Source organism: Nostoc sp. CMAA1605, from assembly GCF_021596505.1.
GTDB lineage: Bacteria > Cyanobacteriota > Cyanobacteriia > Cyanobacteriales > Nostocaceae > Trichormus.
On sequence record NZ_PJIZ01000002.1, the window covers coordinates 86,744 to 100,356 of the forward strand.

Below are 13,613 nucleotides of genomic sequence, written 5' to 3' on the forward strand. Positions count from 1 at the left end.
TTCTCCCTGACTGTCGGTAATAAGTTTAATAAATACTTGAAATTGGGAAAGCATATAGTTCGTACTTCACAAACCTCAAATCTGAAAAAGTAATGAAAGTTCTAGTTTTGAATGCTGGTTCTAGTAGCCAAAAAAGTTGTTTGTATAAAATTCCTGATGATGCGTCTCTCCAGGAAGCACCCCAACCACTTTGGGAGGGGAAAATTAACTGGACTCAAGACCAAGGTGGAGCAGAAATTGTTGTGGAGAAGTCCACGGGTGAAAAACTGCGTGAAACTATTGCTGGAGATTCTCGACAGACACAATTTGCTTATCTACTCCAGACTCTCACTAGTGGTAAAACTCAAGTCATTGGTGATTTATCAGAAATTGATGTGGTGGGACATCGAGTAGTACATGGCGGTCAAAGTTACCGCCATAGTGTGATTATTACGGAGGAAGTAAAAAAGGCGATCGCTGACCTCTGCAATCTAGCTCCAGCACACAACCCAGCAGCTTTAGCAGGGATTGATGCCATCGAGAAAAACTTAGGAAATGTTACCCAGGTGGCAGTATTTGATACTAGTTTCCACGCCACCCTACCAGATGCAGCCGCTATTTATCCCGGCCCCTATGAATGGGTAGAGCAAGGTATCCGCCGCTACGGTTTCCACGGAATCAGTCATCAATACTGTTCTCACCGTGCAGCACAAATCCTTGGTCAAGATTTAGCCTCTTTACGAATGATTAGTTGTCATCTCGGTAATGGTGCTTCTTTAGCGGCTGTAGCTAATGGACATAGTATCGACACCACTATGGGATTCACGCCTCTAGATGGTTTAATGATGGGTAGCCGTTGCGGTTCTATAGACCCAGGTATTTTAATTTACTTACTACGACATGATAATTCTGCTGAAAGCCTAGATTATGTTTTAAACAAAGCTTCAGGATTAAGGGGAATATCCGGTGTTTCCAGCGATTTACCCGCAGTCATAGCAGCGATAAATCAAGGTAATAAACGCGCTCAACTAGCATGGGATATTTACGTACATCGCCTCAAGGCGGAAATAGGTGCTATGTTAGCGAGTTTGGCGGGTTTAGATGTTTTAATTTTTACTGCTGGCATCGGGGAAAACTCTGCTGCAATTCGTCAAGCGGTTTGTGAAGGTTTTGGGTTTTTGGGTTTAAAAATCGACTCTGAGAAAAACCAAAATCAACCTGTAGATGCAGATATCGCCACTCCTGATTCTACCGTGCGGGTGTTAGTGATTCATACTCAAGAAGATTGGGCGATCGCTCAACAATGTTGGGAGTTAGTCAAGAGTCGCTGATTCACAAAAAACGACGTACAATTATTTTGCCTAGTCTCGGCCAAATAAAACTTAAAATCGGCTGGAGGAATAGAGGTATACAGACTGAAATCACTAAGAAGATTGTATCAATAATTGCCTGAAAATTTTTAGTGTAAATTATGGCGATCGCTGGAATTAAACAACTCATAACCCATGCTATCCAGTTCAGATATTGATATTTGATGGCAATATTTCTTTTTAGTATCCGAAATAGAAAATAGCGACAAGCAAAAATTAATACAGCTACAGCTAACCAAATAATAATAAATAACACCGTTCTCTGTACTAAATTCATGCCATAAATCAAAGATATTTTACTTACTACTAAACCAGCAGGAAATAGTGAAGATAACTCCCATAGTAGTAATTTAACCTGATTTCTTAAAGAATTGAGTAATTGTCCTACTAACCAATAATGGGCAGAAATCACCATTGAACATTGAGGATTATATAGAAGAAAATCCTCTTTAACTTTCTGTACTACATCCCCATTAAACAGAACAATACTCTGTAAAATACAGTCATTTTCATGAGCATCATCAACAGTTAATTTATCTTCTTTATAATAAGAATTAAATGTAGAGCTAATCTGTAAATTTAGCTTTTTTTGTAAATATTTACTCCGCAATATTTTGAGAATATTGAGTAAAAAACCAAAGTAAGTCTTAGTAATTTTCCTACTATTGTTTTTCAGTCTTATATCTGGAACATAATTACTGCGTAAACAAATACAGTACCAAAGATACATAATTAATGTAGGAGGTACTTCTAAAGATATGCCTTGTTTTTTAGCTGCTTGAATTTCCTCTACAACTTTCTGGTTCAGATAGAAATTACATTGAGACTGATTGAATTTAATTTCTACATCATGTCCTTGAGGTATTTGCAAGGAGAAATTCAGGTTAACATCAGTAAGCACTTTGTTTTGTGTCTTATCGTTGACCATTGGAAGATATGTTTGCCAAACTTTTTACCAAGTTAATCATAAAATCTAAGATTCCCCGCCACTGTTTTTCCCCAGCAACTACTCCCTCATTATGAATTTGCAGGATGATATTTTTGGCATCTTCAGGTAAGTCGAATAAGTCTCTGTGATATCTAGTAATAATATCGCCATCTAACTGCATGACTGTTTGAGCATAAATTGTATCAATTTTCGTGCTTGTAACATCACCACCATCTAAAGCCGCCTTCAGTTCAATCACTTTACGCAGAGTTCGCATAAATTTATCATTCTGAAAAAGAGATTGGATTTCATCACAATTTCTTTGCCATTCTTCTTGCCAAGCTGTTTGATTTTCCTGATTAATATCTTCTATTACCGGTGCAGGCGCAGGTAATATAGGTCTAGCTAACTCCACATATCTAGGATCAGATTCAATGATATTACCTCTTCTAATTTCCTTTAATAAATTTAGTCTTTGATGATATGTTTTGACTTTTTCATTTTGCAAATTATTGGATTTATAGTTCCCTTCTTCTACTAGAATATGAAAGTATTCTCTTTCTAATTGTGAGAATAAACTTCTATAGCGATCGCGCAATTCTGCATCCGCAGGAATTTCCATTTCTTCAAAGTAATCTTTATCACTTATAGAGTAGATACTTTGATAGGCTTCCCATGCACTAAATTTCGTACCATTGATTCTATTCACCACCATTGTGTTGACTTCTAAAGCAGTAATATCCTCAATTAAAACCTGTACGGAAGATACGAATTTATTTAGTAGGCCTCTAGCTTGAGATTGAATACCATCGGTACTAGAAGTTTTATTTGCTGAGGTCAGATTATCTCTATTTTGATTAGTTAAACTGTCTTTAGCTTGAGTTTGAGTCCTATCAACCACAGTGACTACCTCTTTAATCTTGGCAAAATCTTCTCTTGTAATTGTTTACTTTGATCATTACAAGTAAACTAACCTACAGCTAAGTTACTGTAGGTGTAAAACGAGATAATTAACTAATTAAACTACTTAATATTTTCGTAATTACTTAGAAACTTGTGCGAGAACTAGCCATTTCCTTGAGGATTTTATAGACCTTATGGACACTTTCTATATTCTTTTGCATAATTTCTCGACTCTCCTTCACTTGGTCTAAATGAAAGCTGAGGAGTTCTGCATAAGGGCCACTACTGAGAAATTGACTACCAACTTCATTTTCAATGTCGCCATCAATTAAATTAATCTTGGTATAAATTCTGTTACCAGGTTTAGCGGTTGTCGGTAGAGGTTGTAATTCTCCATCCAGTTGCGTAGACGGTTCTTCAACCCAAGTAGTAATTTCTAACTGCACAACTTCTGCGATCGCTGCCTTCATGACATCGATAATACTCTTATTATCCAGGTTATTAGCATTGATCTGCTGAATTATTGATTGAAAATTTCCGCTTTCCGCCTTGATCAGTTGACCATTTTTAATAGATTCTTCTGTGCCAGTAATTTCCATGAGTTAATTAACAGTAAAAGGTTTCAATGTAGACAAGATACAATTTTAATAGCTGTGGTAAATTTGACTAGGGTTACTTAATAAAAGTAATCAAACTCACCATCCATAGCAGTGTATCCCTTATGTTTATTGCTGCCACACGTATAATAAAAACTTATTTAAGCAGAGTAATTACTGGTTTGTAAACATTAAAACTCACCCTTAACTTAGGTTCCCTAGTTAGGTTAGGTGCAAGAGTTCCAACTGCTTAAGTTGTAGTGAATAAGTATCATACAGGAAGCAAACTGTAGAGCAGGTTTTTCCATATCCTGTGAATACTCAGGTATGGCACTGGGAATAATACTATATACAATGAGCCAAAATGCGTCAGAAAATTAGAAACCTATGTTAATGTCGCGTCAAAGTATCGTCACCCCTTTAGTAGTAGTTTTGTGTATGTTAGGCATTGCTCGGATGCAATTCCCTAGACTGCAAGAATTACTCAATAGTCGGCAGTATATCCCTTTAGCAACTTTAGAAAAAGAACTCCAGCAAGAAAAAGTCAGACTAGATTTACTCAAGCAAACACCTAGTTTTGGCTATGATAATTTAATGGCAAATTGGGTATATCTCAATTTTTTACAATACTTTGGTGACGATGAAATTCGCGAACGTACAGGATATAGTTTAAGTCCAGAATATTTTGACATAATTTTAAAACATGACCCTAGATTTATAGAAGCTTACATCGCTCTTTCTACTAGTGCATCTCTTTATGCTGGTGTGCCAGAACGTTCAATAGCCTTAATGGCAGAAAGTTTAAAATCTTTATCTCCCCATGTTCCTGATAAATCTTATTATATTTGGCGTTATAAAGGGATTGATGAATTACTGTTTTTAGGTGATGCTAAAGCGGCTCAATCCTCTTTTTTGATGGCAGCTAATTGGGCTAGTCAATATGAAGATGAAGAAAGTAAATTTGTCGCTTTTACTTCTCAAAAAACGGCCGAATTCCTCAGCCGCAATCCCGATAGCACATATGCACAAATTGCGACTTGGGGAATGATATTAACTAATCCTGTTGATGAGAAAACGCGTAAGAGAGCCATCGATGCTATTGAAAAGTTAGGTGGACAGGTAGTAATTAACCCCGATGGGACAAGCAGTATTAAGTTACCACCACAAGATTAAAAATTACGGCGTTGCTGAGTGATTTTAAAACAACCTTTTAAAGCGATCGCTGTTTCTTTTGACCAAAAGAGTGCTGAGTGCTGAGTAGGAAATTAAGATAATTGCACCGGCTGAACGCCTCGCTATCGCTAACAGCACTACTGACTCAGTAATTACTTATGTTTGAATTTACACAAGATTCTAAATATTGCTACAATGTTTATATAACTTAATACTTTTGCTCAGGCTTGCAATATAAAACCCTAATCTCCTGAAAAATTAGGGTTTTTCCAGTGGAAACATTTAATAAAGATGACATCTATAAACCCAGCTACGCGTTTATTTTCCCGATTAGAACTAAATGGAAGTCAATTGACTCATCAGCCAGGTAGCGTGTTAAGCAGTACCGCATTAATTGCTGGTACAACGGTCGGTGCAGGGATTTTGGCTTTACCTGCGGTGACACTACCTTCTGGTATTCTCCCTTCCACAGTTTTACTAATTTTAGTTTGGCTATACACCTTAGTATCTGGATTATTGATTGCAGAAGTGAACTTAAACTCAATGCGTTTAGAAGGACGCTTGAGTGTTGGTTTTTTGGCAATGGTGGAAAATACTTTGGGTAAATTGGCGGCGAAAATCGCAGGCGGTGCATATTTATTCATGCACTATGCTTTGTTAGTGGCTTATATGGCGCAAGGTGGGGAAATTTTAATCTCTGCATTGACTAAAGTTGGGGGTATCCCCAATCATTTACCTGGGTGGCTAGGAACAACGACTTTCACCATGCTGTTTGGTGGAATTATGTATTGGGGAAGAGAAAGATTCATTGCAAAACTTAATAGTGCGTTCGTTGCTATCGTCATTGCTTCCTTCTTGGGACTCTTACTTTTAGGAACGGGACAAGTTAAAAGTGTGCAGTTTCTCTTTCAAGATTGGGGTGCAGTGGGAAGTGCTGTGTCTGTGATGTTAGTAGCACTTTTTTATCACAATATTGTGCCGGTGGTGGTAACTCAATTAGAAGGAGATAGTCGCAAGGTTCGCCAATCAATTGTTATTGGTTCTGCCATTCCTTTAGTGATGTTTTTGGCATGGAATGCGGTAATTTTAGGCAGTGTAAATCCAGAAATAGTGCAGAAATATCATCATTTTGACCCTTTGCAAATTCTCCGCGCTGGGGGTGCTGGTGAATGGTTGGGTGTGCTGGTATCTATATTTTCTGAGTTTGCAATTGTTACGTCTTTTATTGGCTTTGTTTATGGGTTAGTGGATTTCTTTCAAGATGTAGCGTTAATTCGTCAAAGGGGACTTGATCAGCGTTTACCACTTTATTCTCTAATTTTGTTACCACCGATGAGTTTAGGGGCAGTTAATCCCCATATTTTTATTACAGCCTTAGATATTTCTGGTACTTTCAGTATTTCCATTTTGGGAGGAATCATCCCTGCGTTGATGACTTGGAAGCAACGCCAAAAGCAAGATCATGTGCATCAATTGCTAGTTCCAGGGGGAAGGATGACATTGATAATCATGATTATTGTGGCATTAGTAATTATGACTAGACAAATTCTATCAATGGTGAGATTTTAGAGTGTAAATATCGACAAGAGCAAATATTTGCATTGACCGGGTAATCGCTAAAAAGCCGAGAATAATAGAAAAAACCTACTTTTATAGGGATGAAAGATATGTGAATTATATACCAGTGCGATCGCGGAACTTTTTCATATCCTTCATCAGAAATTTGCCATTGGGAAATTGATGTTATAAACTGTAGGCGCAGTTTTCTATTAAGGTTTTTTTAATTATGATGACAACACAGACTCTGACAACTAAACCTGACAAAAAATCTCCTAAGAAACGACAGCAATCTTTTCCGAGTGTGGATATCGGTTCGCCTCAAGTACCCTTACGCAAACCTAAAAAAATCACCCAAGCACCCGAATTATTAAGTGATTGGGAACACGCTAGTTAATTGCTTGTTACTAATTCCATTTGCACAGTTGCAATGGCGGTGTCATACGAGGGCGGTTGTATTGATAGAATCCCTCAAGATTTAGCAAAGCTTGACGATAAAAAATCCTCTGCATAGCATCCTCATGATGATTAGCAGTACCCATCAAATAACTTTGACTTAGTGTCAATCGCCCTTCAGCATCCCAGATAAATCTAGATTGGGGTAGATGATTTTGTTGATTACCACTCCACAATATAGCGAACGCTTCACCTGTAATGAGATTGCCTTTGACATTACCTCTGATACAGATAAAGTTGTCTGAATGGGGATAGCCGTAATATCCCTCAAATCGATTTGCAGTTTTTTGAAAATTGGCGCAAACTCCCGCACCGACTCGCCAGTCTTGGGGATCGGGTTGAGAGCAGAATTGATAGTTACCGTTTGCTAAATTGGCAATGTTAATTTGGGGTTTGGTATCTTGTTTTTGATGAGATTGATGCCAATTAAAGCCATTTATTAACAAAGCGGCGGATAGCACAAATATTTGTGCAGGAATAATTAAACTCAGCATGATTACATCTCCAAATATTGAGGAGAGTTGTACAACTGAGATGATTAATCAACTAGTAACTATACTACTGGTGCCGCATAAATGGCTAAAAATACCAGCAATAAGATAATTAATAAGCTGATTTTGACGACTAGGTAAGTTGTGGGGTCAAATAAAGGAAAATCGTGTGTCATAGTGACCTCCAAGCTTAGGCTCTCGATGCAATAGTTGGGTGAGGTATATATTTTTTAGCTGTGTATATACATCTATTGTCTGCCAAAAACTAATACACGCAAGGGAAGTTAAAGTTTTAGTAATATTTTTTAGGATATTGTTAAAAACTATTATCTATAGCGAGGATAGAATTTTTATATAGAAAGGCTGCTCTATCTTAGTTATGGCGCAATAGGGTTCAGTTAAGGCTAAAATCTGGGGTTCGTGAAGTAATGAAAAGTTCGTAGTAAGGACTTCAGTCCTTAGATGAGGACTAAAGTCCTCTCTACAAGACGCTGCGCGTAGCTTGCTTCCCCGGAGGGGTACACTACAAACTATTTTTTTTTAACTGAACTGTATTGGGTTATGACGCAATAAAAAAGAGAAAAAATCTCTACGTCATTTAGACAAATATCATCAATCATGAATTAAGCGATCGCTATAGTAATCTTAGAGAAAGATTTATATTTGATTGTAAAAAAATCAGGAGTGATTTATTCATGATTTTCTTTTACCTGTTTGTTCTCCGTTCCCTAATTACCACATCTAAAAGAACTGCGTTAATCAAATTAGATGACTATATTTTTAGTTTGGTTAAAAAATCAGGTTTTTTCTTTCGCGAATGATAAATAATCGGTAATAACGCAAATCAAAATTTACGGTATATCCATTTTAATTAAATAGTTGTCACACCATCTTGCTAATTTATCGACAATATCCAAATATATTGCAAAATAAAGATTTATGGTATAAAATACTCTAGATTATTTAAAAAAGCGTTAAATTACGTAAATAAATAATTACTTTTATTTCTTAGTCTTTAATAAAAAGCATTTCTTAAAGTGGTATGGCAGAAAACTCAGTTAAGCTTTTTTTCTCCTACTCGCATAAAGATGAAGAGCTACGAGACGAATTAGCAAATCACCTGAGCATTTTAAAACAGCAGGGTGTAATCTCAAGTTGGCATGATAGAAAAGTCCTGCCGGGAGCAGAATGGGATAGTCAAATTCATGAAAACTTACTCGCAGCTGATATTATCTTGTTGCTGATTAGTGCAGATTTCATAGCTTCTGACTACTGCTGGGATGTTGAAGTTAAAACAGCGATGAAACGTCATAATGAAGGCAAAGCCTGTGTTATACCGGTTATCTTGCGAAAAGTCGATTGGACAGGCGCACCATTTGGCAAACTGCAATTTCTCCCTAAAAATGCTCAACCTGTAACTAGTTGGCAAATTCGAGATGAAGCTTTCGACAACATCGCTCAGGGTATTCGTAGAGTAGCGGAAACCTTGATAATTCAACGTCAGCAGCAGTTAGCGCAACAGCAAATTGCCAGAAATATAAATCGTTATAAAGCCAAGGTTGAAGAAATTTTATCTGTAGATGGCACGATTTCTTTGCCTTCCAGAGATACACTCAATGAACTAAGGGAAGAACTAGGATTAACCAATGAACAAGCGAAAGATATTGAACAAAGAGCTTTTGAGCCATATGTAATTTATCAACAGAAACTGCGAAAATACGAAGAAACCTTTAAGAAGGTAATTGAGTCGGAATACCCTCTCAATAGCAGAATTGAGAGGGATTTAGAACTAAGGCAAAGAGATTTAGGTATCAAACCTGAAGATGCCAAAAGAATTGAACTGCCTATTCGTTCTCAGGCAGAATCTAAATATTATCAAACAAAATTACAAGTTAACGTACCAGAACCATTAGAAGCTAGTGCGGCTGAACCTTTATCCCATAACACAATTAATAAACCACAAAATTATCATCAAGTAAAAGAATCAAATCCCGTAAAATCTACAGTCGAGGGAACTAGTGAATTAGAGTCAGAAGCAAATAATTTGAATTTAGCCAATAAACTCAATATTGAAAGTAAAAATCTGCTCAAAAATGTTATAAAAGTTGCCAATAATGTATCTGATCAATGGGGTATTTCCTCAGATAAAAATATTGTTACTGACATAGCCCAAAAAGGAATATCTCAAATCAAAGAAGCCTTAGAGAAATCTTATCAAGAAAAATTACAACGTTATCAGCAGGAATTAGCGATTGTTTTCAGGATTGATTATCCTCCCAGCGCATTGACTAATAGTAATTTGAAAAAAACACAAAAATCTTTAGGACTTGCAGATCAAGACGTAGAGCTAATTAAGCAGCAGATTACTTTACCCAAATATAAAAATTACCAAATAAATTTGTCTACCGACAAACCTCTAAATTGGCAATCTCAAATTGCTATAACAGCAAACTTAGGTGATATTAAAGCTGTAGTTACTAATTCTATAGGGACAATTGTAATCAACAGTGATGGGCAAAAAATTAATATTTGGGAAGTAATATCTGGAGAATTACTCAGAACTTTAACTGGACATACAGATATAGTTACCACCATTGATTTAAGTGCAGATAATCAACTATTAGTGAGTGGTAGTGCTGATAGGACTTTTAAACTTTGGCATTTAAGCACAGGTAAGCTAATTCGTACTTTCAACGGACATTCAGACTGGGTGACTACAGTCGTGATTAGCAAAGATGGAAAGATTATTGCTAGTGGTAGTGCGGATCAAACTATCAGACTTTTGTATTCGTCTAATGGCAACTTATTTCATACTTTGAAAGGTCACACTGGTTTTGTTCGTGCCATTGCGATTAGTAATGATAGTCAATTACTAGCTAGCGGCAGTAATGATAGAACAGTAAAAATCTGGAACTTAGCCACTCGTCAATTGCTGAAAACCCTTGAAGGACACACAGGTTTTGTGCGTTCTGTTGCTATTAGTCCTGATGGGAAAACTATTGCTAGTGCAGGTGAAGAAGGACATATCAAAATCTGGGATGCGCTGACTGGAGAATTAAAAGTAAATCTGACAGAACATATAGGGAATGTTGCATCTGTTGCAATTACTGCTGATGGCAATAGATTAATTAGTGGTGGTGATGATAAAACACTCAAAGTATGGAGTTTAGTAACAGGGCAATTAGAAAACAGCTTAGAGGGACATATTGGACGAATTTTATCCGTTCGCAGCAGCTTGGATGGGTATACTTTGGTGAGCGGTGGACAAGATAAATCTGTGAGAGTATGGAGCCTGAAAATAGGTCTTTAAGTCTTGAGTTTAAGTAGATTAACTATATGGAATATATCATCGTACTTCTCTTTACTGGTGTGATCACAGCTCTGATTGCACAGGGCAAAAACAGACGCGCACTAGTTTGGTTTCTCTGTGGATTTTTTGTAGTCGGTTTATTCATTATTCCCTTTCTTTCAGCTTTAAGAAAATGTCCTAATTGTGGCAAATACATAGAAAAAGAAACAAAAATATGTGGCTACTGTGGTCATAATATACTTTAGTTCCAACTAGCACGAAAATATTAAGGAATTCCTGCTAGTTGAAAGATTTGCTGCGGTGTAATTTGTAAATCTGTCAGTAATTCATCAGCTAAACTAGCTTCACCGCTTTTAGTTTGGGGTCTGGTATCAGGATAAAAAACAGTTACAGTTTTAGCTTTGGTATCTATCACCCAAACTCTCATCACACCCGCATCTAGATAATCTGTGGCTTTAGCTGCCATCTCACCGAAACTTTGGCCAGGGGAGATAATTTCAATTACTAAGTCTGGGGGTATGGGACAAGGTGCATCTTCAACGACATCATTCGGCAGCCGTGAGAAGGAAACAAATAATAAGTCTGGTACAGGAACCCAGTCTCGTCCCTGACGTTTGAGAGTAATCGCCCACTCAATACCAACCTCTCCTCGATTTTGCGCCCAAGGTGTTAAAAGTGCATATATTGTGCCTGTTACTCTGGAATGAAATCTTTTTGGTGCCATTTTAGGTTTTAATTCGCCATTAACTAATTCGTAGGTGATATCGCCTTCTGGTAAGGCGAGGAATTCGGCAAGTGTGAGTTGAGCTTTAAGTTGAGTCATACATCTACTCTCAATTCATAACTCTATTTTGCATATATCATAAAAGATGCCACAGGCGCGATTAGTTAAAGTCAATGCGATTAATTTTGTACAGTAAACCTGGTTGTCATTTGTGTGAAGGCTTGCAAGAGAAGCTAGAACAGATCCAAAACTTGACATTTGAGTTAGAGATTCGTGACATTACTACCCGTGAAGATTGGTTTCATGCCTATCAGTATGAGATTCCCGTTTTGCATTTAATCCAGTCTGACGAAGAGAAAGCACAAGCTTTACCCCGCCCTTCTCCCCGTGCTAGCGTGCAGCAATTAGAGCAAATGTTGTGTAAGTATTTAGCCAAGACGGAAAAAAATAATGCAGAATAAGCGCAAGAATAGTGAGTGCCGAGGTTCACAAAATGAAATTGCGGGAATTACTAGCGACAGTTGACGGTGTGGAAAAACTACCTCCTGCTTTTGTGGATGCTGAAGTCCAAGGATTAAAGACAAACTCCCATGCTTGCGGTGCAGGGGATTTGTTTATTGGGATGCCTGGAACAAGAGTAGATGGTGGGGAGTTTTGGCCAAGTGCGATCGCATCTGGTGCAGTAGCGGCGATCGTTTCTTCCCAAGCTGCACAAAAAAATCCTCCGACAGATGAGGCTGTTGTCATTAGTGCTAACGACATGACCAAAGCTTGCGCCCAAATTGCGGCGGCGTTTTACGGATACCCAGGACAGAAACTCAAGCTAGTGGGTGTGACGGGTACTAATGGTAAAACTACTACCACCCACCTAATTGAATTTTTGTTAAACAAAGCCCAATTACCGACAGCTTTGATGGGGACTCTCTACACCCGTTGGGCTGGTTTTGAGCAAACTGCCGCCCACACCACACCCTTTGCGGTGGAACTACAACAACAACTAGCCCAAGCTGTCAAAGCTGGCTGTGAATTTGGGGTGATGGAAGTCAGTTCCCACGCTTTAGCCCAAGGGCGTGTTTTGGGTTGTCCCTTTGAGGTGGGGGTGTTTAGTAACCTCACCCAAGACCATTTAGACTATCACCACGATATGGAAGATTATTTCGGGGCGAAAGCTTTGTTATTCAGCCCCGAATATCTCAAAGGACGAGCAATCATTAATGCTGATGACCCCTACGGTAAACGTTTAATTACCGCTTTAAACCCTGAGAAGGTATGGAGTTACAGCGTTAATGATGCTAGTGCTGATTTGTGGATGAGTGATTTAAACTATGAACCCAATGGGGTAAGTGGCACTTTACACACACCAGTAGGCGAAGTCAGTTTTCAATCTCCTTTAGTCGGTCAATATAATTTAGAAAATCTTTTAGCAGCTTTAGGTGCGGTTTTACATTTGGGCTTAGATTTGCAACTAGTCGCCGCCGCCATTCCCGAATTCCCTGGTGTTCCTGGACGGATGGAAAGGGTGCAGATTAGTCCTCACCAAGAAATTAGCGTTATCGTCGATTATGCCCACACCCCAGACAGCTTAGAAAACTTACTCAAAGCCGCCAGACCATTTATTCCAGGGAAAATGATTTGTGTCTTTGGCTGTGGAGGCGATCGCGATCGCACCAAACGCCCCAAAATGGGTAAAATCGCCGCCGAGTTAGCAGATGTGGCGGTAGTCACCTCTGATAATCCCCGCACCGAAGACCCCGAAAAGATTTTAGAAGATATTTTGGCAGGCATACCCGACACTGTACAGCCGATAGTAATTTGCGATCGGGCTACCGCCATCCGTACCGCCATCCTCCAAGCCCAACCAGGAGACGGCGTATTACTCGCAGGCAAAGGTCACGAAGATTACCAAATCCTCGGTACAGAAAAAATCCACTTTGACGACCGAGAACACGCCCGTGAAGCTTTGCTAGCTAGAGGTCAGTAAAGTTGGGGCATAGGGCATAGGGCATGGGGCATAGGGCATGGGGCATAGGGCATGGGGCATAGGGCATGGGGCATGGCAATAAAAATCTACCTTGTCTACCTTGTCACCCAGTCCCCAATCCCCAATCCCCAATCCCCAATCCCCA

The 13,613-nt window shown here is 38.6% G+C and carries 14 protein-coding genes; 8 read left to right on the top strand and 6 right to left on the bottom strand.

The window, feature by feature from the left end:
- The first annotated feature begins 92 nt into the window (after positions 1-92).
- Entirely contained in the window at positions 93-1,310 is a 1,218-nt protein-coding gene (locus CV014_RS01270; protein ID WP_236140355.1) for an acetate kinase, read from the top strand.
- A gap of 1 nt (position 1,311) precedes the next feature.
- Here the strand turns inward: CV014_RS01270 and CV014_RS01275 are convergent, their stop codons facing one another.
- The 3 genes from CV014_RS01275 to CV014_RS01285 all read right to left on the bottom strand — a co-directional run bounded on the left by CV014_RS01275 (position 1,312) and on the right by CV014_RS01285 (position 3,779).
- Positions 1,312-2,277: a hypothetical protein gene (locus tag CV014_RS01275; RefSeq protein ID WP_236140356.1), complete on the bottom strand. Its 966-nt coding sequence runs from the start codon at positions 2,275-2,277 to the stop codon at positions 1,312-1,314.
- Positions 2,264-3,178 carry a hypothetical protein gene (locus tag CV014_RS01280; protein ID WP_236140357.1) on the bottom strand — a complete coding sequence of 305 codons (915 nt, stop codon included), beginning with the start codon at positions 3,176-3,178 and terminating at the stop codon, positions 2,264-2,266. Before CV014_RS01280 ends, CV014_RS01275 begins: the two co-directional genes overlap by 14 nt.
- Before the next feature lie 145 nt (positions 3,179-3,323).
- A complete protein-coding gene (locus CV014_RS01285) occupies positions 3,324-3,779 on the bottom strand; it encodes a hypothetical protein (protein WP_236140358.1) in 456 nt (151 codons plus the stop codon).
- A gap of 384 nt (positions 3,780-4,163) precedes the next feature.
- On the opposite strand from CV014_RS01285, the gene CV014_RS01290 reads away from it, so the two are divergent.
- The 3 genes from CV014_RS01290 (at position 4,164) to CV014_RS01300 (ending at position 6,903) form a co-directional block, all read left to right on the top strand.
- Positions 4,164-4,949, top strand: coding sequence for a hypothetical protein (locus CV014_RS01290; protein WP_236140359.1), 786 nt, complete (start codon positions 4,164-4,166; stop codon positions 4,947-4,949).
- Between the two features lie 291 nt (positions 4,950-5,240).
- Positions 5,241-6,518 (top strand): amino acid permease, encoded by a 1,278-nt coding sequence (locus tag CV014_RS01295; protein WP_236140360.1) that lies wholly within the window; start codon positions 5,241-5,243, stop codon positions 6,516-6,518.
- A gap of 217 nt (positions 6,519-6,735) precedes the next feature.
- Positions 6,736-6,903 carry a hypothetical protein gene (locus CV014_RS01300; protein WP_192881670.1) on the top strand — a complete coding sequence of 56 codons (168 nt, stop codon included), beginning with the start codon at positions 6,736-6,738 and terminating at the stop codon, positions 6,901-6,903.
- A gap of 10 nt (positions 6,904-6,913) precedes the next feature.
- Here CV014_RS01300 and CV014_RS01305 read toward each other — a convergent pair whose 3' ends face one another.
- A complete protein-coding gene (locus CV014_RS01305) occupies positions 6,914-7,456 on the bottom strand; it encodes a hypothetical protein (RefSeq protein WP_236140361.1) in 543 nt (180 codons plus the stop codon).
- A gap of 1,039 nt (positions 7,457-8,495) precedes the next feature.
- Here CV014_RS01305 and CV014_RS01310 point away from each other — a divergent pair.
- Positions 8,496-10,763, top strand: a complete 2,268-nt coding sequence (locus CV014_RS01310) for a toll/interleukin-1 receptor domain-containing protein (protein WP_236140362.1) — start codon at positions 8,496-8,498, stop codon at positions 10,761-10,763.
- A gap of 26 nt (positions 10,764-10,789) precedes the next feature.
- Positions 10,790-11,008 (top strand): zinc ribbon domain-containing protein, encoded by a 219-nt coding sequence (locus tag CV014_RS30555; RefSeq protein ID WP_442946876.1) that lies wholly within the window; start codon positions 10,790-10,792, stop codon positions 11,006-11,008.
- A 20-nt stretch (positions 11,009-11,028) separates the two neighbouring features.
- Here the strand turns inward: CV014_RS30555 and CV014_RS01315 are convergent, their stop codons facing one another.
- A complete protein-coding gene (locus tag CV014_RS01315; RefSeq protein WP_236140363.1) occupies positions 11,029-11,586 on the bottom strand; it encodes a Uma2 family endonuclease in 558 nt (185 codons plus the stop codon).
- Between the two features lie 74 nt (positions 11,587-11,660).
- On the opposite strand from CV014_RS01315, the gene CV014_RS01320 reads away from it, so the two are divergent.
- Entirely contained in the window at positions 11,661-11,948 is a 288-nt protein-coding gene (locus tag CV014_RS01320; protein ID WP_236140364.1) for a glutaredoxin family protein, read from the top strand.
- Positions 11,949-11,980: 32 nt separating this feature from the next.
- Positions 11,981-13,468, top strand: coding sequence for a UDP-N-acetylmuramoyl-L-alanyl-D-glutamate--2,6-diaminopimelate ligase (locus tag CV014_RS01325; RefSeq protein ID WP_236140365.1), 1,488 nt, complete (start codon positions 11,981-11,983; stop codon positions 13,466-13,468).
- Here the strand turns inward: CV014_RS01325 and CV014_RS01330 are convergent.
- Entirely contained in the window at positions 13,451-13,600 is a 150-nt protein-coding gene (locus CV014_RS01330) for a histidine kinase (RefSeq protein WP_236140366.1), read from the bottom strand. The genes CV014_RS01325 and CV014_RS01330 overlap by 18 nt on opposite strands.
- Positions 13,601-13,613 lie beyond the last annotated feature (13 nt).

Coding starts and splice junctions, on each gene's coding strand:
- CV014_RS01295 (WP_236140360.1), top strand. CDS start 5,241: ATGACATCTATAAACCCAGCTACGCGTTTATTTTCCCGATTAGAACTA.
- CV014_RS01275 (WP_236140356.1), bottom strand. CDS start 2,277: ATGGTCAACGATAAGACACAAAACAAAGTGCTTACTGATGTTAACCTG.
- CV014_RS01290 (WP_236140359.1), top strand. CDS start 4,164: ATGTTAATGTCGCGTCAAAGTATCGTCACCCCTTTAGTAGTAGTTTTG.
- CV014_RS01285 (WP_236140358.1), bottom strand. CDS start 3,779: ATGGAAATTACTGGCACAGAAGAATCTATTAAAAATGGTCAACTGATC.
- CV014_RS01320 (WP_236140364.1), top strand. CDS start 11,661: ATGCGATTAATTTTGTACAGTAAACCTGGTTGTCATTTGTGTGAAGGC.
- CV014_RS01315 (WP_236140363.1), bottom strand. CDS start 11,586: ATGACTCAACTTAAAGCTCAACTCACACTTGCCGAATTCCTCGCCTTA.
- CV014_RS01270 (WP_236140355.1), top strand. CDS start 93: ATGAAAGTTCTAGTTTTGAATGCTGGTTCTAGTAGCCAAAAAAGTTGT.
- CV014_RS01310 (WP_236140362.1), top strand. CDS start 8,496: ATGGCAGAAAACTCAGTTAAGCTTTTTTTCTCCTACTCGCATAAAGAT.
- CV014_RS01300 (WP_192881670.1), top strand. CDS start 6,736: ATGATGACAACACAGACTCTGACAACTAAACCTGACAAAAAATCTCCT.
- CV014_RS01305 (WP_236140361.1), bottom strand. CDS start 7,456: ATGCTGAGTTTAATTATTCCTGCACAAATATTTGTGCTATCCGCCGCT.
- CV014_RS01325 (WP_236140365.1), top strand. CDS start 11,981: ATGAAATTGCGGGAATTACTAGCGACAGTTGACGGTGTGGAAAAACTA.
- CV014_RS30555 (WP_442946876.1), top strand. CDS start 10,790: ATGGAATATATCATCGTACTTCTCTTTACTGGTGTGATCACAGCTCTG.